The following is an 18,617-nucleotide window of genomic DNA, read 5'->3' on the forward strand; positions in this document are numbered from 1 at the left end:
CAGTAAGATGCTACAAAAGCTGATTGTGGTGCACTTGTCTCAGAATCAGCTTTTTTAATTCGTGCAAGTTGGCCAAATGGTCATCAACCTAAAACACAAACTGTTTGATGATGACATAAGAAGCATCAATGAGTGGGTTCATCCAAAATTGACCCAATACACCAATCATTGCTAAGCCAATCACAATAAAAATCCCAACCGGCTCAATCCGAGCAAATTTTGACGCAACAGCGCGTGGCAGCAGACCTACTAAAATCCGCCCACCATCTAAGGGCGGAATCGGGAAGAGGTTAAAGGCCGCTAAGACGAGATTCCAATAGATACCAGCTTTTGCCATTTGTAACAGAAGCTCATCCGCACCGACAGTAAGCATCAAACTAAATATCAAGGCCCATCCAATGGCTTGGATAAAGTTGGAAGCAGGCCCTGCTAAGGCAACCCAAATCATATCTTTTTTAGGGTTTTTTAGGGCATTAAAATTCACCGGTACGGGTTTCGCGTAGCCAAATAGAAAGGGTGAACCAGACAACTTTAAAATCAATGGAATTAAAAAGGTCCCAAACACGTCAATATGTTTGATTGGGTTTAAGGTGACCCGACCCAGCGAATAAGCAGTGTAGTCGCCAAAGTGTTTGGCGGCATACCCATGGGCAGCTTCATGTAATGTAATCGCCAGAATGAGTGGCGGTGCATCAATGATCAGTTGATAAATCCAGCTAGGAAACATTTTTACCTTTTCGTTTGATGGTGACTAATGAAGATATAGTTATTGATTCGTTAAAGGTGCAAGCGGTAAGTCAAATAGTAAGACCTCAGCAGCTATACCATTGGTAATAGTCACTTCACTTTCTTCCACAAACATCAGTGCATCGCCAGCCACCAAATCTTCACCATTGATGGTAGCTTGACCTTTTGCTAGGTGAAGATAAGCAATCCGACCTGTTTTGAGTGGGTAGGAGGTTGCTTCATTACCATCAAATAAACCAGCATATAGTTGTGTATTCGAATGAATCGTTACAGAACCATCTTGTCCGTTTGGCGAGGCTACCAGGCGTAGTTTTCCTCTTTTTTCATCAGGAGCAAAATAGGTCTGTTCGTAGCTAGGGGGCACACCCAAAACATCCGGTTGAATCCAAATTTGTAAAATATGGGTAGTTTCGCCTTCCGCATGGTTGAATTCACTATGCATCACGCCCTTACCCGCACTCATGCGCTGTACCTCATGGGGCAAGATGGCACGACCGTTACCCATATTATCTTTATGGGCAAGTTCACCTTCTAGTACATAGGTAATGATTTCCATATCACGATGGCCATGTGTACCAAAACCTTTACCAGAGGCAATCCAGTCTTCGTTGATCACGCGTAGTGGCCCGAAGCCCATAAAGTTTGGATCATAGTAATCAGCAAAAGAAAAACTATGAAAAGATTTTAGCCAACCGTGGTCACCATAGCCACGGTCATTGGCAAGACGTTTGTAAAGCATATGAATTTCCTTAAATTAGCCAGGTATTTTCCCCTCGGAAAATGATCCCGTGAATGCTTTAGGATAATCGAAATTATTCAATTTACCTAAGAACCTTATTATAAATTCAATAGATGTTAAAAAAATCTACGGGCTTGGAAATTTCAAAAGTACAATTCATGCGTTGAAGTCGTATTTTGCTAAATTTATCAAGGATTTAGAATGTTTAAATTACCAGCAGTGCTTTTTGCAGTTTTTATGGGGTTTTTCATGTCATTAACCCTCACTTTATTTATTAGCTTGTACTTACTCGGCTTTTCTGGGGCTTTCCTTGAAAAGTGGCTGGAGTTGTGGCCGATTGCGTATCCGCTGGCGGCAATGGCCATTATTTTTTATCGCCCACTCGTGCTGATGATGGTGGGGATTGTGATGAAAAGTCTGAACTCACCCAAATAATCTCGGTGAGTTGGTACCAAGTTCGCACCAAATAAAAAAGCAACTAAAAGCTGCTTTCTTTAAGCGAAGTTGAAAATATTAATGGATTAAATTTCCAATTCTTTTTGATTCAATTAGGGCTTAGCCAAAAACATAACCAATATGAGCGGCAGTAATAGCAAACAAAATCGCCAAGCAAGTTGCACCAGCTAACATAGAGATAAGAGTAATCATCTTTTTATTGATTTCTTCTTTGGGTTCGTTGTGCCATTCGTTCATGTCAAATCCTTGAATATAAATTGAATACTTCTATTATCCAATATTTTTATTATTTCAGCCTATTTTCTTTCAATTCCTTGATAAAGCGAATCAACCTCTGCCGACAAACGGCATTTTGGTAGCCATAATCGTCATAAATAAAACATTCGACTCAAGCGGAAACTTCGCCATTTGCACAACTGCTTGAGCTACGTGATTCACATCCATGCGATCCTCAGCGGCAATACTGCCATCTGCTTGAATAATTCCAGCGGCCATTCTGTCGGTCATTTCGGTTGCTGCATTACCAATATCAATTTGACCACAAGCGATATTGTACTTACGACCATCGAGCGCCAATGATTTGGTTAACCCAGTAATCGCATGCTTAGTACTGGTGTAAGGGGCGGAGTAGGGACGCGGCGTATGTGCCGAAATTGACCCATTATTAATGATCCTGCCTCCCTGGGGAGATTGATTTTTCATGAGTTTAAAAGCACCCTGAGAACAATAAATCGCTCCCATCAAATTAGTACCAACGGTTTCAGCCCATAATTCGTGCGGAATTTCATCAAAGTCCATGACGGGAGTGCCTCTGCCTGCATTATTAAAAAGGACATCTAAGCGTCCAAATCGATCGTCAATCATTTGGAATAATCCTTGCACCTGATCTATTTTCGATATATCTAAAGCATAAGGAGTTGCTTGATTGGATAGATCCTTTAGCTCAGTAATCGCTTGTTGGAGTACTTCGATTCTGCGACCAGTAAAAATAACATGATAGCCATTTTGAACAAGGGCATGGGCACAGGCTTTACCGATGCCAGTACCTGCGCCAGTGACGAGAGCGATAGGGAATTGAGAGGTCATTTTTTCTCCTGTTTTAATTCGTGTAACACTAAATATAATCCAGAACCAATGACTAAAAGGGTTCCGGCATAAACATTCCAGGTTGGGATTTGATCAAAGATCAACCAACCAAGTAAGACCATCCAAATCATTTGTTGATAAAAGAATGGAGCAATAGTAGCTGGGTTGGCATAGCGATAAGCCACACTAATCAAGTTATGGCTTAAAAACCCAAAAAGTCCCGCGCAGAAAAATACGCCAAATTCTAATGGCAGGCTAGGTGCTTGCCAGTGATTGAATAAAAAGGGTAACAAAAGAATGGTGGGACCTAGTGCTGAATAAAACTGGGTGACTAAGGGGCTACTTTTTGCGGCGATCCGTTTGGATAAAAAATTAAATAAAGCAAAGATGGTGGCATGCGCTAAGACTAACAACATGGCTGGGTGAAAGTGATAGCCAAGTGGATCCAAGATGATTAAGACGCCTAAAAATCCGGCGATGATGGCAACCCACTTTACTGCAGTCAATCGTTCATGTTGGCTGAAGGAACTAATCAGCGCAATAATAATTGGCGAAGAAAATAAAATGGCCGCTGTTTGCGCTAATTGTAAGTACTGCAGAGCATAGAAATTGAGTGCGGTCATCGTGCATAACATGACAGACCGTAAGGCATGTAGTCGAATATCTTCGATCAGTAACTTTTTAAAACCTTCTGCATAAAGTAGGCAGATCAGCGCGAGCAGCATATGTACGGCAAAGCGAACCCAGACAACTTCAATCACTGGAAACGACTGCACCAACCATTTACCACTGGTATCCAAAATGGCAAAAAAGAGGGTGGCAATAGAGGCAATGACGATGCCAATGATGCGTTGAGAAGGATGATTTATCGACATAAGAATGAATTAATTGTAATCAAGTGTTCTTCACAGCACAAAATTGGTGTAGCATGAAGTGAAGAGTAGTCACTTTAAATTGTTCCATTGAGCGAAGGAGTTGTTATGAGCCAAAAAGATTTCCAGCCCTGGTCAGCAGAAAAAGCCCAAGAGTTATTTGCACTTTCTCATAAACTGATGGATGTTGCGAAGCAACTGAGCGAACATCATGCTGCTGAGCTACAAACGAATATGACACAAGCATTAGAGTTTGCAAAATTAACTGCAAAAAATGACCTCACAAAATTAAAAGAATTCCAAGAAAAAGCTGCTCAAGAGGCGGTTGATCGGATGGAAGGGTATCAAAAGAAAGTAAAGGGTTTGCTCAAGCAAATGGGTAAAGAAACTGCTGATGAAGCAGAAAAACATTACGATAAAGCAAAAAATGCTTTGGAAGATTGGTTAGAAGATGCTGGTAAGAAAATGCCAGTTGGTGGCGTTGAGTTTTCTAAGATGGTTAAGGAAGTTTCTGAGGCAAGCAACAAAGTGTATAAAGAAGGACGTCGCACGATTGACCACGCTTTAGAAGCTGCCGATAAGCAATTGGATGAAATGAGTGAAAAGACAAAAACCGCTACTAAAAAAGCAAAGACCACTTTTACAGCTGCAAAAAAGTAGCCTAAATTGAATGCATAAAAAAAGCCAAAGGAATTTTCCTTTGGCTTTTGTAGAGCTTAGTGGACGATTAAACGGCGTTCTCGTTGGTTTCGCCAGTACGAATACGAATGACTTGCTCAACCTCTGTTACGAAAATTTTACCGTCACCAATTTTTCCAGTTTTAGCCGATTTAACAATTGCGTCAATCACTTGATCGACTTGACTAGATTCCACAACCAACTCGAGTTTAACCTTCGGCAAGAAGTCGACCACATATTCAGCACCACGATACAGTTCGGTATGACCCTTTTGACGGCCAAAACCTTTAACTTCCGTAACTGTGAGTCCACTTGCCCCAATATCTGAGAGTGCTTCACGTACTTCATCTAATTTAAATGGTTTGATAATTGCAGTTACTAATTTCATCATGATTCTCCGAATGTTGGATTTTTAATTTAATACGATAGTTCTTAAGTGGCAATTAACAACTTGAAGTCTAAGCTCGGAACTTAGAGGTAATTGGATATCTCCAATCACGACCAAATGCTCGGCGAGTAATTCTTACCCCAATCGGGGACTGACGACGTTTATACTCATTAATTTTAATCAAGCGCGTCACCAGTTCAACATCCTCCCGTTTATATCCTAAAGCTGGGAGAGATTCAATCGGAATATCATTTTCCATGTAATGTTGAACGATACCGTCAAGAATATCATAGGATGGCAAGCTATCTTGATCCTTTTGATCCGGCCTGAGTTCGGCAGATGGCGGTCTCGTAATAATTCTTTCAGGAATCACTTGAGAGACACTATTACGGTAATGACAAAGTTGGTAAACCAGAGTTTTTGAGACGTCTTTAATAACTGCAAATCCCCCGGCCATATCTCCGTATAGGGTGCAATAGCCTACCGCCATCTCACTTTTATTACCTGTCGTTAGCACGATACGACCTGATTTATTTGATAGTGCCATTAATAAGGTACCTCGAATTCGAGCCTGAATATTCTCTTCAGTAGCATCTAGCGGCAAACCAGTAAACTCATCTTTTAAGGCCGCATCATAGCTTTCCATCATTGGCAAAATAGAAATTTCGTCGTATTGAACTGCTAGCTTATCTGCCATTTCTTTCGCATCAACCCAAGAAATTTCCGCTGTGTACTTTGATGGCATCATCACAGCTCTTACTTTATCTGCGCCAAGCGCATCAACGGCAATTGCCAAAACTAGGGCGGAATCAACCCCACCCGATAGTCCAATAATCGCACCAGGAAAACCATTTTTTCCTAGATAGTCTTTCACACCTAAAACAAGCGCTTCATACACTTGTTGAAGTTCAGAGTAGGGTTTTAGTAAAGGCAGTTTTTGAGGCTCACCGTTGATAACCTGGATAATTCCCAAATCCTCTTTAAATTGAGGCGCGTTATAAACTGTTTGACCATCGCGATTTAGGACAAATGAGGCACCATCAAAAACAAGCTCATCTTGACCACCAACCAAGTTGACATAAACAGCAGGGAGTCCAGTGGCCAGCACTTGTTGCCTTGTCACTTCACTGCGAAGACTTAACTTGTCCATATGAAACGGCGAAGCATTCGGGATTACAAGGATCTGCGCTCCCGCAACTTTTGCTTTTTGAGCAGGTCCGGCGTGCCAAACATCTTCGCAGATTAAAACGCCAACTTTGAGACCCTCAATCTCAAAAACACAGGCCTCATTCCCCGCCGCAAAGTATCTGACTTCGTCAAAAACTTCGTTATTGGGCAGCATTTGTTTTTGATAACTAGCAACCACCGCCCCATTTTTCAAAACACTCGCTTGGTTAAATAGCAAATGTTTTGACTCAGGAGTCTCTCCACGATGTGGGTGGCCAACAATTACATGTAAATCAGTAAACTCAGCAAGCTCTTTACATAACTGTTGGAGTGCCTTGTCATTGGCTTTGATAAAGGCATCTCTAAATAGCAGATCCTCGGGTGGATAACCAGTGATGGAAAGTTCCGGAGTGATTAGTAGCTTTGCACCCTGAAGGTAGGCATTTCTCGCTTGTTCAACGATTTTGACAACATTACCGGCTAAATCACCAACTACACAATTGATTTGGGCTAATGCTATTTTTATTGGCGTATGTTGCATTGGCTTTAAGCTGATCGAGTAGACAAAAAAATTAGAGGGTATTTTTCAATACCCATCTAGATATATGAATTAACCTTTATTGGCAGATTGATAACGCTCGATACCGGCCAAAATCTCTTTTTTAGCAGCATCTGCATTATCCCATCCTTGAATTTTAACCCACTTGCCTTCTTCAAGATCTTTGTAATGTTCAAAAAAGTGCTTGATTTGGTTCAGTGTCCGTGGGCTGACATCTTCTAGTGCATTAATGTGGGCATAACTTGGTAAAAGTTTGGTGTCAGGTACTGCTAGTAGCTTTGCATCTACACCACCATCATCTTCCATATTGAGGACCCCAATGGTTCTACAACTTACCACTACTCCTGGCGGCAATGAGTAAGGCGCCATCACTAACACGTCAACTGGATCTCCATCTAAACCGATAGTTTGTGGAATATAGCCATAGTTACAAGGGTAAAACATCGCAGTACCCATAAAGCGATCGACAAATATTGCACCAGTCTCTTTATCCACTTCGTATTTAATCGGATCAGCATTCATACTGATTTCGATAATGACATTAAATTTTTCTGGAACATTTTTACCGGCTGCAACTAGATTTAAGCTCATGAATTCTCCAAAGGACGGGGATTTTGTTGATTGACGCCACCATTTTAACTGAAAGCATGCTGGCGTCTGGGGACTGAAGAAAGAAAGTAAAGATCTACAACTTAAGCAATGGACTCCAAATATCTTTGCGCGTCAAGAGCAGCCATACAACCAGTGCCAGCACTGGTAATAGCCTGACGATAAATGTGATCTTGTACATCGCCAGCAGCAAAAATGCCTGGAATATTGGTGGCCGTGGCATTACCTGAAGTACCGCTTAAGGTTTTGATGTAGCCATTTTCCATCTCAAGTTGACCAGCGAAAATATCGGTATTGGGTTTATGGCCAATCGCTACAAAAATACCATGTAAGGAAATTTCTTCTTTCGTGCCATCCGCCTTCACAATCCGAACACCAGTAACTCCAGATTGGTCGCCAAGTACTTCATCAATCTGGCTATGCCATTTGATTTCAGCTTTTCCTTCAGCGACTTTAGCCATTAACCGGTCAATTAAAATAGGTTCAGCACGGAATTTGTCGCGACGGTGAATCACGGTTACTTTTTTGGCAATACTGGTTAGATAAAGGGCTTCTTCCACCGCTGTATTACCACCACCAATGACGCAAACCTCTTGGTTTTTGTAGAAAAACCCATCGCAAGTAGCACAAGCGGAAACGCCCCTACCCATAAATTGCTCTTCGCTAGGTAAACCCAGGTACTGAGCAGAAGCGCCAGTAGAGATGATGAGTGAGTCGCACGTATAAACCCCAGAGTCACCCTCAAGGCGAATTGGTTTTTCAGTGAGTTTTGCTGTATGAATATGATCAAAGATCATTTCAGTATTAAAACGTTCAGCATGTTCAAGAAAACGTTGCATTAACTCGGGTCCTTGAACCCCAAGAGGATCAGCTGGCCAATTCTCCACATCGGTAGTTGTCATTAATTGACCACCTTGTGCTAAGCCAGTAATTAATACTGGATTTAAGTTAGCTCTCGCAGCATATACAGCCGCAGTGTATCCTGCGGGCCCAGAACCCAAAATGAGTAATTTCGCGTGTTTAATTGTTTTATCAGTCATAAATTCTATTTTATAAGAAATAACGATAATTTTCATGATTCTGCAAAAGGTTTTACAAAATTCACTGCATTTGAGTCGTGGAAATTCTGCTAAAAAATAAGGATGCAGTTTACAATGGCAATATGGGACAAAACTCTGTTCAAAGACCAAACATTAACAAGAAATCACCTCTTCATGCGGGGGTATACCCCTCTCCTACTGAAAGTAAAGACAAATTTACCAAATTGCTAGTCGAGATTAAGTGGTTTCTTTCGCTGGCTGCTTGTGTTGCCTTGTTGCTCATATTAATTACTTACAACCAACATGATCCGGCTTGGTCGAATAATTCGGGTGGAGAAATTAAGAATTTGGGAGGCCGGGCTGGTGCTTTCGTCGCCGATCTCCTACTCTTCGTATTTGGCGCCTCTGCATATTGGTGGGTAATTCTGTTTGCAAGGCGGGTAACTCAAGGTTGGACAAAAATTGCCAATCCGGAGTGGTTGCAAGAAGAACAGGAAAAATCGCAAGCTCAAGATCAGAAGTCCAATCAAGAAGTACTCATTGTGCGATGGTTAGGCTTTCTGATGACGCTAATTTCTAGCGTGACTTTGGAGTCAATTCGCTTGCACACCTTAAAAATTCCATTGCCCAACGATCATCCGGGTGGTGTTTTAGGGGAAATGATTGGTGATCCTTTGCAAGATTTATTGGGCTTCACGGGTTCAACCCTGTTTTTACTGTTCGTTTTCTTTTCAGGCTTATCCCTGTTTTTACACTTTTCTTGGCTATCATTTTCAGAAAAAGTGGGCCGTTATTTGGAAATCATGTTTCTTAGCCTAAGAAATAAAAGGCAAACGGTCGAGGATCGCAAGATTGGTGAAGTTGCGGCGGTGGAAAGAGAAGAGTTTGTCGAAGAAGAGTTAGAGAAATATGTTGAAGAGGAACCAATTCAGATAGTCAGGCAAAGTACTACGATTGAAATTAGCGATCGCGTTGTGCGCGAAAAACAAAAAAATCTATTCGAAGAAATTCCAGACTCTGAGTTACCTCCATTAGCTCTATTGGACGAGGCTCCTGGTAGACAGGAAATGATTTCAGCCGACACCTTAGAATTTACTTCAAGACTGATTGAACGCAAATTAAAAGATTTTGGGGTCGAAGTAAAAGTGATTGCTGCTTATCCTGGGCCTGTTATTACACGTTACGAGATTGAGCCAGCGGTAGGCGTGAAGGGTAGTCAGATTGTCAATCTTAGTAAGGATCTGAATCGAGCGCTAGGTACGCAAGCATTGCGGGTGGTTGAAACAATTGCCGGTAAAACTTGTATGGGCCTTGAAGTACCAAATCCAAAACGACAAATGATTAGTTTGTCGGAAATCTTAAGCTCTCAAGTCTATAACGGTAGTCCATCCTTACTTACCTTGGCTTTGGGTAAAGATATTGCTGGTCAGCCGATGGTGGCTGATTTGGCAAAAATGCCGCATTGCTTGGTCGCTGGTACTACCGGTTCAGGTAAGTCTGTGGGCATTAATGCCATGATTCTTTCCTTGCTATTTAAGGCCAAACAAGATGAAGTTCGGCTGATTTTGATTGACCCAAAAATGTTGGAAATGGCTATGTATGAGGATATCCCTCATTTGTTAACGCCAGTGGTTACCGATATGAAGCAGGCGTCTAATGCCTTACAGTGGGCTGTGAAAGAGATGGATCGGCGTTACAAGTTAATGAGTAAATTTGGCGTTCGAAATTTAGCTGGTTTTAATAAAAAAATTGCTGATGCGCAAGCTGCAGGCACACACCTATTTAATCCCTTTAGCTTGACACCAGAAGATCCAGAACCATTACAAAAAGCACCGACGATTGTAATTATCATTGATGAGTTGGCTGATTTAATGATGGTGGTTGGTAAAAAATTAGAAGAATTAATCGCTCGTATTGCTCAAAAAGCAAGGGCAGCAGGTATCCATTTAATTCTTGCCACCCAGCGTCCAAGCGTTGATGTGATTACAGGGTTAATTAAAGCTAACGTTCCGACTCGTCTTTCCTTTCAGGTTAGCAGCCGGATTGATAGTCGTACGATTCTAGATCAACAGGGTGCCGAAGCACTCTTAGGGATGGGCGACATGCTATTTATGCCGCCAGGCAGTGGCCATCCCCAGCGAATGCACGGCGCTTTCGTCTCGGATGACGAGGTGCAACGCGTCGTGAACTGGCTTAAAGAAAGAGGAACAGCAAACTATGTAGATGAGATCATCGATGGTAGTAGCGATGAAAGTGCTGAGGGTGCTGGTGGTGAAGCCGGTGGTGAATCTGATCCTTTATATGATCAAGCCGTGGCGATTGTTTTAGAAAATAAGCGGGCGTCAATTTCACTTGTCCAACGCCACTTAAGGATTGGCTATAACCGAGCCGCTAGATTACTGGAAGATATGGAACGTGCTGGATTAGTGTCGAAAATGTCCGGATCTGGGACACGTGAGATCTTAGCTCCCCGCTCAGAGCATCTTTGAGATCTTTGTTTCTAGAAACTCTATGAAAAAACTTTTCCAGTCGATCCTTCTATTTTTTAGCCTCCTATTGCTGAATACCCCTGTTCAGGCATTGGACGGCATTTCACAACTCAAGACATTTACGAAAACCGTTCAATCTGCTCGCGGTGAATTTCTACAACAACAAATTGCCAATCAATTAGGCGCTGATAATAAGCCAAAAATCTTACGGCAATTTTCTGGACAATTTAACTTTGTGCGGCCAAGTAAATTTACTTGGATAACGATCAAGCCCTATGAACAAAAGTTGATTTCGGATGGTAAGCAATTAATCATGTGGGATAAAGATCTCAATCAAGTGACCTATCGTCCAGCAGGTAAGGCTTTGGCAACTACGCCAATCGCTATTTTATTTGGCACAAATCAATTAGATGAGTTCTTTGAATTGATGAATAAAGGTGAGAATAACGGTATTTCTTGGGTAGAACTGATACCAAAAGCCGCAAAAAAAGGTCTCGATGATCTAGCATTTAATAAAATTGGGATAGGAATGAAGGATAATTTACCAGTTGCTATGGAGTTAAGAGATGCGCTGGATAATACGATTTTGCTGACGTTTTCCCAAGTAAAAACAAATCTACCGATTAGCAATGACGAATTTAACTTTAGCGTTCCACCAAATGCAGAAATCGTTAAATTAAAATGATCTCCTCTTCAAATTAAACCTTAGATTGACAATATGATTGATTCCCTGTTACTTCGTAAAGATATCGAGCTCGTAGCCAAACGTTTAGCCGACCGTAAATTCATCCTTGATTGTGAAAAATTCTCACAGTTAGAAAATACACGTAAACAGTTACAGGCGGCTACCGAAGAATTGCAGGCGAAGCGTAACCAGTTAGCAAAATCAATTGGTATGAAAAAGGGTAAAGGGGAGGATGCGACGAGTGAACTAGCCCTCTCTAACCAAATCAATGAAGAGTTAAAAACAAGTTCAGAACAGTTAGAAGTTCTGCAATTACAGATTCAACAGTTTGTCATGGGTATTCCGAATTTGCCGCATGAGACGGTTCCTTTTGGCAAAGATGAAACTGATAACGTAGAGATTTCTCGTTGGGGTGATGTTCCCTCTTTTGATTTTCCGATTAAAGATCACGTGGACTTAGGCTCCATGTACGGGCTTGATTTTGAATCAGCTACGAAAATTACCGGATCGCGCTTTGTTGTGTTGAGAGGCTCCATTGCAAGATTGCATCGCGCCTTAGCACAATTTATGTTGGATTTGCATAGTGAGCATCATGCTTACGAAGAGATTAACGTTCCTTTTATCGTCAATGCAGATAGTATGCGTGGCACCGGACAATTACCAAAGTTTGAGGAGGATCTATTTAAAGTCCCTCGCAAAATGGGTGGCGTTGAAGAAGGGGAGGCTGGTGAAGCTCGGATTGAAAACTTCTACCTCATCCCTACTGCTGAAGTCCCTGTCACCAATATGGCTCGTGATGTGATCTTTAGCGAAGAGCAATTGCCACAAAAATATGTTGCTCATACCCCTTGTTTCAGATCTGAGGCAGGAAGTCATGGTCGTGATGTCCGGGGCATGATTCGACAGCACCAGTTCGAAAAGGTAGAGCTAGTCCAGTTCGTTAAACCCGAAGATTCTTTAACTGCTCTCGAAGAACTGGTTGGTCACGCTCAAGCAGTTTTAGAAAAGTTAGAAATCCCATACAGAAAAGTGCTACTTTGTACCGGTGACATGGGCTTTGGGAGTGCTAAAACTTACGATTTAGAAGCTTGGATACCCTCACAAAACACTTATCGTGAAATTAGTTCTTGCTCCACCATGGGTGATTTTCAGGCGCGTCGGATGCAGGCTCGTTTTAAAGTTGGACAAGCCAAACCACAATTAATTCATACCTTAAATGGATCGGGATTAGCCGTTGGCCGTTGTCTAGTTGCTTTATTGGAAAATAACCAACAAGCTGATGGCAGCATTAAGATTCCAGTCGCGTTGAGACCATATTTGGCGGGAATTGCAGTATTAACCCCCTAAAAATTACAGATTTGGTTTAAATTTGTTGTAAAGTATTAGTACAAAAGTTAGCATCATAGTTAATTAAATAATAGGTACAAATCCTTTAGGAGACAAAAATGAAACAAATCAATATTGGTGTTATTGGTACTGGCTGGTGTGGTGGTATTCGGACCGAAACTGCCCGCAGAAATCCATTAGTGAATGAAATCCACATTGCGGAAACGAACGAGATTCGTTTGCACGAAATGGCCCAGCTCGTTGGCGCCAAGACGGCCACCACGAATTACCAGGATTTATTGAAAATTGATAGCATTGATGCTGTCATTATTTCGGCAACTCCAGAAACAACCCACTTCCCAATGGCTAGAGACGCCTTGATTGCTGGTAAGCATGTATTTCTAGAAAAACCTATTGCGATTGAACTCGAACAAGCTGATGAGTTAATTGCACTGGCCAAGAAAAAGAATCTGAAATTTACCATTGGTTATTCACAACGATTTAACCCTAAATATGCCTATGTAAAAAAGGCTATTAATGACGGTACGATTGGCAAACCAGTGAGTATTTTGGTCAGTCGTCATATCACTCGTAGTTTAGGTAAAAAAATCAGTGGACGTGTAAAACTTTCGCCAGCGGCGATGGAATCAACCCATGACTTAGATTTTGTGTTCTGGTGTTTAGAGCCAGCAAAACCAGTGAAAGTATATTCACAAGTGAATTATGGTGCGATGCGTGAAAGCACGGGTGGTGACATCCCTGATACGCAATGGATGATGGTGACGATGGATAACGGCTTATCCTTTGTGGTTGGCGGCGGCTGGAGTTTGCCTCCAGGATATCCAAACTTCTCCTCTACATGGATTGAGTTTGTTGGTTCTGAGGGTGCCTTAATGGTCGATGATAGTCACAAGGATGTGGTCTTGAACACGATGAAGAATGGTATGCAATTACCAATGTCAACGATGCCAGGCGAGCAAGTCGATCATATTTATGCCGGCCCAATGGCTTACGAAACAGTACATTTTTTAGAAGCTGTTGCCTTGGATCGTGACGTACTCGTGACGGGTGAACAAGCGCGTCAAGTCATGGAGGTCTATATGGCTGCTGACTTATCCGCAGAAACTGGCGAGCCTGTCTATTTACCACTGCCTAACGAGATCCTTAAAGCAGCGAATGGTTAAACCATCCTGATTGGGTGGTTTTATTTGGATCAAGTTCTTCAATCAATTGAATGGCAGGGTAAAGTATGCGTGATCGTCAAGCAAAAAATATTGGATTAGCGATTGTTGGTGCAGGTCGAGTCGGTTTATTTCGTGGTGAAGTAGCTGCTCGCCATGCACAAGTGGGATGGATTGGTATTGCTGAAAAAAATCCTGAAAGAGCAAAGTTTGTTGCGGAAAAAATTAAAGCCGATTTTGTAACTGATTCCTACGAAGAGTTATTAAATCGACCGGAGGTAAACGCAACTATTATTGCCACGGATGAACACTTGCATGTCGACCCCATCTTAAAAGCTGCGGAACGTGGCCATTCTCTTTTAATTGAAAAACCCTTAGCAACTGATCTTGCTGATTCTGCCAGAGTTCTAGAGGCGATTGAGAAGGCCGGCGTCGACGCGGTGGTCGGCTATACCCAGCGTTTTCGTCGTCGTTGGCTAGCAGCCAAAGAAAAAGTTTCCTCCGGCCAATTAGGTGATGTCACGCTTGTAACCTCAAGAGCATTTATGAACCGCTTAGTTGCTATCGATAACTATAAGCGTACCAATCATCCTGAAAAGATATCCCCCATGGTAATTTCTGGTACGCATGCACTAGATATCGTCATGTGGATGATGCAAGGAAAAACACCGGTGGAGATTTATGCCCGCTCTATTGATAAAGCCTTGGGACCTGATTGGAAGGGGATTGATGCGACGAGTGGGGTCATTACTTATTCCGACGGCACGATTTATCAAGCCACGATTTCATGGGCATTACCAGTGGTCTGGCCTGGCGCGGTCTATAGTTTAGATGTTGGTATTGTCGGCACGGAGGGGGTATTGACGATTGATGATACACACCGCGATATCGTTCTCGCCACGAGCAAATCACAAAGTGAGGGGTATGCGCCAGACCAATCAAGGCGGGTCGATTTTATGGGTAGCTATCCGCCTGGCGATATGGCTTTGGGTGAATTACGTGGCCCTATGCGAGAAGAGACAGAGTCTTGGCTCAATCGGGTCGCACTCAATGTCCCAACACCAGCTGCTACGGCCAAAGAAGCGCATTTTAATTTAATGATGACTAAAGCATTTGATTTATCAGCAAGATTGAAAAAACCAATCTCTCTGCCAATTGATGCAAAAGACGATATTTATTAAATTCAAATAACTGGTTCATTCCATGAATCAGTGGCCCTTTCAAAAAGAATGATAGGTGAGACAAAATGAAATCAATGTTCCACGGTGCATGGTTGAAGTTGTTGATAAGTTCCTTCGTGGTAATCAGTATTGCCAGCCCAAGCGTTGCAGCTGATTATCCGAGTAAATCGATTAAAATGATAATTCCCTTTGCACCCGGTGGAGCTTCAGACTTTATTGGCCGAATTTTAGCGGTTAAGTTAGGAGAAATTCTCGGTCAACAAATTGTGATTGATAATCGTACGGGAGTTGCTGGTAATCTGGGCATGGAAATGGCTGCTAAGTCAGCACCAGATGGATATACTATTTTCTTAGGTAATATTGGTACTTCTGCAATTAACCCAGCCCTATATCCTCATTTAAATATCAATCCACTACGAGACTTTATCCCGGTTACTCAGGTGGCGGATGTGCCGAGCGCACTGGTTGCCAACGTGGACTTCCCACCAAAAAATACCGCTGAGTTGGCGACCTACTTAAAAGCCAATCCTAATAAATTTAACTATGCCTCTCCTGGTTCAGGTAGCGCTAATCGCTTAGAGATGGAAGTGTTCATGAAGCTTGTAGGTAGTACGATGACGCATGTACCCTACAAGGGTGGAGCGGGCCCAGCTGTGGTTGGATTAATCGGCACAGATACCCAACTCATGTTCACCACCTTACCCTCTGTTAAACAATTTATGATTGCTGGTAAGGTTAAAAGTTATGGCGTGACAAGTACCACTCGACAACCAGGCTTACCGAATGTTCCGACGATGCTGGAGCAAGGATATCCCGACTTGGTGACTGGTTCATGGCAATGTATTTTTGTGCCTGTCGGCACGCCGCCAGCAATTGTTAATCAACTGTTTATAGCGATTACGAAAGCTTTAGATTCAGCAGAAATTAAAGAGAAAATTTCAAATGGTGGTGCAAACGCAGTAGTTTCTGCTTCTCCCGAGGCCGCAAAACTATTTGTTGCAACTGAACTGACGCGCTGGGGTAAGGTAGTAAAAGAATCTGGCGCTACTGCAGATTAGTTACCATCTACATAGCTATACAAGGCGACTAAAGAAAATTTAACATCATACCGGTGTAAAAATGATGAAGGTGGCAAATGGGGTTGAATATGATTCGATACCATTTGCTACAACACTTCAAAAATTATTTTTTAGGGACTAAATAATTTTTGAAGAGGTCTACTTCCCAATGAATAATGACTTTCTCAAAAATCACTGGGTCAGTCCATCCTCTTGCCTCACGACCTAAATGCCCAGCTTTTGGATTAACCCAAGAGTAGTTGGGGTTGGTACCAGAACGTGTCACCAGCTCAAGGTCTGAGATGTGTACTTGGGTATCATTGGTACCACCAATAATCAGCATTGGCACTGAAGGTTTATTGAGAACATCCTGCACTTTGTTGATCAGGAGCCTTAGCAACTTCATCTAAATACTTTTGTGCAACTTAACTCCAGCCCTTAGCTCATTTCACGGTCACGAGTGGAGATCCATGCTAGCGTTTCTTGCGCATCTGCGGAATTAATACCACCCATCGGGTAGGCTGTGCGATCAGCCCTTAATTGCGATTCCACTTTTAATTCTTCAATGGCTCTTTCAGTGACGTCTGCGTTGACAAAGAAAGGTAACAACCTAGTAATGCGGTAGTAAAAATTCTGTTGAATTTTATTTTATCGCCTAAATTTTGAAATCGAATGATGAGTTATTTTTATGATTCTTTTACTGCAAAGTCACTCATCTCAAGATGAAAACTAGTGTATTGAATTATTTTCAAAAATGATTTTAAATAAAACAAAAATAATGAAACCAACTAGCGTTAATTTGATACCTATTTGAAAAAAAGAATAGAGCTTTTTGGGAAACGGACTTGGCACTTTCTTGTTGAAAAAATTTAATCGAATTTTCATAAAAAAATACAAAGCTTGCTAAGTGATTTATAGAATAAATATTATTTCTAAGGCAGAGGAAAAAGAAAATAGGCGTTTTCCCTTGATTGAAATTGAAGGACTTAATTTACAAAGAAAAACAACTAGGATTGAATGGACTTCAACCCTAGTTGCTTGTGATGAATAAAGAGAGTTACTCTAAATTAGCTGCTTCTTGTGCACGAATATTCGCAGTGAATACTTCCCCACTATCAGACTTCACTAACTTCTTAAGGGCCCCACCTTTTTTCCCATCACGCAAAGGACTAAAGTCGACAACCACTTTATCACCAGGCTTCACGGCATTTCGAGACCAACCACCGGCACGGATTAAGTTACCTGGACTAGTCATTTCCATGAGCCAAGTAGTCTCTTCTGCACTACCGGCTTCTTTACCCTTGATGATGACCGCGACGTGAGGATTCGTCCAGTGCATTTGTTCAACCACGCCAGTAATTTGCAGAGTCTTTGAGTGCTCAAACATGGTGGTTGAGTGATGTGCAAAAGCTGCAAAAGATGCCACTACTGCAGTTGCAGCGATCGTACTACCAATAATTTTATTGAATGATTTCATAAATATTCTCCTTAATTGACTAATCTGTTACCACCAACATCATGTTTGATCGCTTCAAAAACATGATCACCATTCTTATCGACTTTAGGTACAAAATAACCTTCCAAGCATACACCTTCAACGATATCAAATTTACGGTTTCTTTGTCTAAAGAAAAAGCGAGTAGTTTTCCATGGTTTTGTGAGGATTTTTGGCGCAATCACTTCTATTTCATCGACTAATAGATCCTTATCTTTTAAATAAATACGTTCTTTAATGCGCATATCACCATTATTTGGCACACCAGCAGCTTCGCTGATCGCTAATAGCGATTCTGGGATGATATCCGTTGTGTCAACTACGAGAGTGTCCCCCTCCCAGTGACCAATTGAGTGACCATGAAAAGTAGGATCAGGATCTTTGGGATGATCTCTGCCGTCTGTATAAATTCTACGAAGACGATTGCCGTCAGATTCTCCCAGCATAGTGACTCTTCCAGGAGTAAATAGGATCTCCATTGCATTATGGGTAATTAACATCCATGAAGGCATCGCTTCTGGCAGACAATTGGTAAATAAAGGAGTTGGTCTACCAGCCTTTTCTTCAGCATTTTGAAAGGCAATGATCTTAGCTTGTCTTTCTTGCCATGGTGGCATTTCTGTAACAGCTTTTTTATCTTGATCTGTGATATTTGGATTCCAAACGCCGCTCCAATCTGGTAGCTTAGCAATATCGGCCCAATCTTTTGCAGTTGGGGCCGGGTTAATAATCACGGGTGCTTTCGGTTTAGTTTGCGCGTAAGCAACAGCTCCACCAAGCACAGAACCAAAGGCGATAGTGATCCCCAACATCATTTTCAGACTTTTTTTCATGTCAATGATCTCCTTAATATTGACTATT

The 18,617-nt window shown here is 41.9% G+C and carries 21 protein-coding genes; 8 read left to right on the forward strand and 13 right to left on the reverse strand.

Annotation, left to right across the window (positions count from 1 at the left end; all coding sequences use genetic code 11):
• Positions 1-88: 88 nt before the first annotated feature.
• Both B8983_RS01315 and B8983_RS01320 read right to left on the reverse strand, forming a co-directional pair.
• Positions 89-727: a site-2 protease family protein gene (locus B8983_RS01315; RefSeq protein ID WP_084282053.1), complete on the reverse strand. Its 639-nt coding sequence runs from the start codon at positions 725-727 to the stop codon at positions 89-91.
• 39 nt (positions 728-766) lie between these two features.
• A complete protein-coding gene (locus B8983_RS01320; protein ID WP_084282054.1) occupies positions 767-1,486 on the reverse strand; it encodes a pirin family protein in 720 nt (239 codons plus the stop codon).
• A gap of 201 nt (positions 1,487-1,687) precedes the next feature.
• On the opposite strand from B8983_RS01320, the gene B8983_RS01325 reads away from it, so the two are divergent.
• Complete coding sequence (locus B8983_RS01325; RefSeq protein ID WP_084282055.1) at positions 1,688-1,921, forward strand: DUF2798 domain-containing protein; 234 nt, start codon at positions 1,688-1,690, stop codon at positions 1,919-1,921.
• Positions 1,922-2,041: 120 nt separating this feature from the next.
• On the opposite strand, the gene B8983_RS14085 is transcribed toward B8983_RS01325, so the two are convergent.
• The 3 genes from B8983_RS14085 to B8983_RS01335 all read right to left on the reverse strand — a co-directional run bounded on the left by B8983_RS14085 (position 2,042) and on the right by B8983_RS01335 (position 3,903).
• Positions 2,042-2,179 (reverse strand): hypothetical protein, encoded by a 138-nt coding sequence (locus tag B8983_RS14085; protein WP_200806851.1) that lies wholly within the window; start codon positions 2,177-2,179, stop codon positions 2,042-2,044.
• 90 nt (positions 2,180-2,269) lie between these two features.
• Positions 2,270-3,028, reverse strand: a complete 759-nt coding sequence (locus B8983_RS01330; protein ID WP_084282056.1) for an SDR family oxidoreductase — start codon at positions 3,026-3,028, stop codon at positions 2,270-2,272.
• A complete protein-coding gene (locus B8983_RS01335) occupies positions 3,025-3,903 on the reverse strand; it encodes a DMT family transporter (RefSeq protein WP_084282057.1) in 879 nt (292 codons plus the stop codon). The genes B8983_RS01330 and B8983_RS01335 overlap by 4 nt, the downstream gene beginning before the upstream one ends.
• Before the next feature lie 105 nt (positions 3,904-4,008).
• On the opposite strand from B8983_RS01335, the gene B8983_RS01340 reads away from it, so the two are divergent.
• A complete protein-coding gene (locus tag B8983_RS01340; RefSeq protein ID WP_084282058.1) occupies positions 4,009-4,560 on the forward strand; it encodes a phasin family protein in 552 nt (183 codons plus the stop codon).
• 67 nt (positions 4,561-4,627) lie between these two features.
• Here B8983_RS01340 and glnK read toward each other — a convergent pair whose 3' ends face one another.
• The 4 genes from glnK to trxB all read right to left on the reverse strand — a co-directional run bounded on the left by glnK (position 4,628) and on the right by trxB (position 8,341).
• Entirely contained in the window at positions 4,628-4,966 is a 339-nt protein-coding gene (gene glnK, locus B8983_RS01345; protein WP_084282059.1) for a P-II family nitrogen regulator, read from the reverse strand.
• Between the two features lie 70 nt (positions 4,967-5,036).
• A complete protein-coding gene (locus B8983_RS01350) occupies positions 5,037-6,674 on the reverse strand; it encodes an NAD+ synthase (RefSeq protein WP_084282060.1) in 1,638 nt (545 codons plus the stop codon).
• A 69-nt stretch (positions 6,675-6,743) separates the two neighbouring features.
• The gene (gene ppa, locus B8983_RS01355; protein ID WP_084282061.1) at positions 6,744-7,283 is read right to left on the reverse strand and encodes an inorganic diphosphatase; all 540 of its coding nucleotides are present in this window, start codon (positions 7,281-7,283) and stop codon (positions 6,744-6,746) included.
• Positions 7,284-7,384: 101 nt separating this feature from the next.
• Entirely contained in the window at positions 7,385-8,341 is a 957-nt protein-coding gene (gene trxB / locus B8983_RS01360) for a thioredoxin-disulfide reductase (RefSeq protein ID WP_084282062.1), read from the reverse strand.
• Positions 8,342-8,463: 122 nt separating this feature from the next.
• On the opposite strand from trxB, the gene B8983_RS01365 reads away from it, so the two are divergent.
• The 6 genes from B8983_RS01365 to B8983_RS01390 all read left to right on the forward strand — a co-directional run bounded on the left by B8983_RS01365 (position 8,464) and on the right by B8983_RS01390 (position 16,261).
• Positions 8,464-10,830, forward strand: coding sequence for a DNA translocase FtsK (locus B8983_RS01365; RefSeq protein ID WP_084282193.1), 2,367 nt, complete (start codon positions 8,464-8,466; stop codon positions 10,828-10,830).
• A 22-nt stretch (positions 10,831-10,852) separates the two neighbouring features.
• Complete coding sequence (gene lolA, locus B8983_RS01370) at positions 10,853-11,515, forward strand: outer membrane lipoprotein periplasmic chaperone LolA (RefSeq protein WP_084282063.1); 663 nt, start codon at positions 10,853-10,855, stop codon at positions 11,513-11,515.
• Positions 11,516-11,548: 33 nt separating this feature from the next.
• Complete coding sequence (serS, locus tag B8983_RS01375) at positions 11,549-12,862, forward strand: serine--tRNA ligase (protein ID WP_084282064.1); 1,314 nt, start codon at positions 11,549-11,551, stop codon at positions 12,860-12,862.
• Positions 12,863-12,960: 98 nt separating this feature from the next.
• Positions 12,961-14,025: a Gfo/Idh/MocA family protein gene (locus tag B8983_RS01380; RefSeq protein WP_084282065.1), complete on the forward strand. Its 1,065-nt coding sequence runs from the start codon at positions 12,961-12,963 to the stop codon at positions 14,023-14,025.
• Positions 14,026-14,090: 65 nt separating this feature from the next.
• Positions 14,091-15,203: a Gfo/Idh/MocA family protein gene (locus tag B8983_RS01385; RefSeq protein ID WP_084282066.1), complete on the forward strand. Its 1,113-nt coding sequence runs from the start codon at positions 14,091-14,093 to the stop codon at positions 15,201-15,203.
• Between the two features lie 65 nt (positions 15,204-15,268).
• The gene (locus tag B8983_RS01390; protein WP_084282067.1) at positions 15,269-16,261 is read left to right on the forward strand and encodes a Bug family tripartite tricarboxylate transporter substrate binding protein; all 993 of its coding nucleotides are present in this window, start codon (positions 15,269-15,271) and stop codon (positions 16,259-16,261) included.
• A gap of 124 nt (positions 16,262-16,385) precedes the next feature.
• On the opposite strand, the gene B8983_RS01395 is transcribed toward B8983_RS01390, so the two are convergent.
• From B8983_RS01395 to B8983_RS01405, 4 genes are all read right to left on the reverse strand, one after another.
• Positions 16,386-16,667 carry a hypothetical protein gene (locus B8983_RS01395; protein ID WP_084282068.1) on the reverse strand — a complete coding sequence of 94 codons (282 nt, stop codon included), beginning with the start codon at positions 16,665-16,667 and terminating at the stop codon, positions 16,386-16,388.
• 32 nt (positions 16,668-16,699) lie between these two features.
• The gene (locus B8983_RS13965; protein ID WP_159460782.1) at positions 16,700-16,870 is read right to left on the reverse strand and encodes a hypothetical protein; all 171 of its coding nucleotides are present in this window, start codon (positions 16,868-16,870) and stop codon (positions 16,700-16,702) included.
• 448 nt (positions 16,871-17,318) lie between these two features.
• The gene (locus B8983_RS01400) at positions 17,319-17,738 is read right to left on the reverse strand and encodes a DUF6152 family protein (RefSeq protein ID WP_084282069.1); all 420 of its coding nucleotides are present in this window, start codon (positions 17,736-17,738) and stop codon (positions 17,319-17,321) included.
• 11 nt (positions 17,739-17,749) lie between these two features.
• On the reverse strand, positions 17,750-18,589 hold the full coding sequence (locus B8983_RS01405) for a hypothetical protein (protein ID WP_084282070.1): 840 nt from the start codon (positions 18,587-18,589) through the stop codon (positions 17,750-17,752).
• Between the last annotated feature and the right edge of the window lie 28 nt (positions 18,590-18,617).

The organism is Polynucleobacter kasalickyi (assembly GCF_900176405.1).
GTDB classification, from domain to species: Bacteria; Pseudomonadota; Gammaproteobacteria; order Burkholderiales; family Burkholderiaceae; genus Polynucleobacter; species Polynucleobacter kasalickyi.

Bases quoted from the DNA above. Each gene is read 5' to 3' on its own strand.
- B8983_RS01365 (WP_084282193.1), top strand. From the start codon at position 8,464: ATGGGACAAAACTCTGTTCAAAGACCAAACATTAACAAGAAATCACCT.
- B8983_RS01335 (WP_084282057.1), bottom strand. From the start codon at position 3,903: ATGTCGATAAATCATCCTTCTCAACGCATCATTGGCATCGTCATTGCC.
- B8983_RS01380 (WP_084282065.1), top strand. From the start codon at position 12,961: ATGAAACAAATCAATATTGGTGTTATTGGTACTGGCTGGTGTGGTGGT.
- B8983_RS01405 (WP_084282070.1), bottom strand. From the start codon at position 18,589: ATGAAAAAAAGTCTGAAAATGATGTTGGGGATCACTATCGCCTTTGGT.
- B8983_RS01340 (WP_084282058.1), top strand. From the start codon at position 4,009: ATGAGCCAAAAAGATTTCCAGCCCTGGTCAGCAGAAAAAGCCCAAGAG.
- ppa (WP_084282061.1), bottom strand. From the start codon at position 7,283: ATGAGCTTAAATCTAGTTGCAGCCGGTAAAAATGTTCCAGAAAAATTT.
- trxB (WP_084282062.1), bottom strand. From the start codon at position 8,341: ATGACTGATAAAACAATTAAACACGCGAAATTACTCATTTTGGGTTCT.
- B8983_RS01325 (WP_084282055.1), top strand. From the start codon at position 1,688: ATGTTTAAATTACCAGCAGTGCTTTTTGCAGTTTTTATGGGGTTTTTC.
- B8983_RS14085 (WP_200806851.1), bottom strand. From the start codon at position 2,179: ATGAACGAATGGCACAACGAACCCAAAGAAGAAATCAATAAAAAGATG.
- B8983_RS01390 (WP_084282067.1), top strand. From the start codon at position 15,269: ATGAAATCAATGTTCCACGGTGCATGGTTGAAGTTGTTGATAAGTTCC.
- B8983_RS01320 (WP_084282054.1), bottom strand. From the start codon at position 1,486: ATGCTTTACAAACGTCTTGCCAATGACCGTGGCTATGGTGACCACGGT.
- B8983_RS01330 (WP_084282056.1), bottom strand. From the start codon at position 3,028: ATGACCTCTCAATTCCCTATCGCTCTCGTCACTGGCGCAGGTACTGGC.
- B8983_RS01385 (WP_084282066.1), top strand. From the start codon at position 14,091: ATGCGTGATCGTCAAGCAAAAAATATTGGATTAGCGATTGTTGGTGCA.
- lolA (WP_084282063.1), top strand. From the start codon at position 10,853: ATGAAAAAACTTTTCCAGTCGATCCTTCTATTTTTTAGCCTCCTATTG.
- glnK (WP_084282059.1), bottom strand. From the start codon at position 4,966: ATGAAATTAGTAACTGCAATTATCAAACCATTTAAATTAGATGAAGTA.
- B8983_RS01315 (WP_084282053.1), bottom strand. From the start codon at position 727: ATGTTTCCTAGCTGGATTTATCAACTGATCATTGATGCACCGCCACTC.
- serS (WP_084282064.1), top strand. From the start codon at position 11,549: ATGATTGATTCCCTGTTACTTCGTAAAGATATCGAGCTCGTAGCCAAA.
- B8983_RS01400 (WP_084282069.1), bottom strand. From the start codon at position 17,738: ATGAAATCATTCAATAAAATTATTGGTAGTACGATCGCTGCAACTGCA.
- B8983_RS01395 (WP_084282068.1), bottom strand. From the start codon at position 16,667: ATGAAGTTGCTAAGGCTCCTGATCAACAAAGTGCAGGATGTTCTCAAT.
- B8983_RS01350 (WP_084282060.1), bottom strand. From the start codon at position 6,674: ATGCAACATACGCCAATAAAAATAGCATTAGCCCAAATCAATTGTGTA.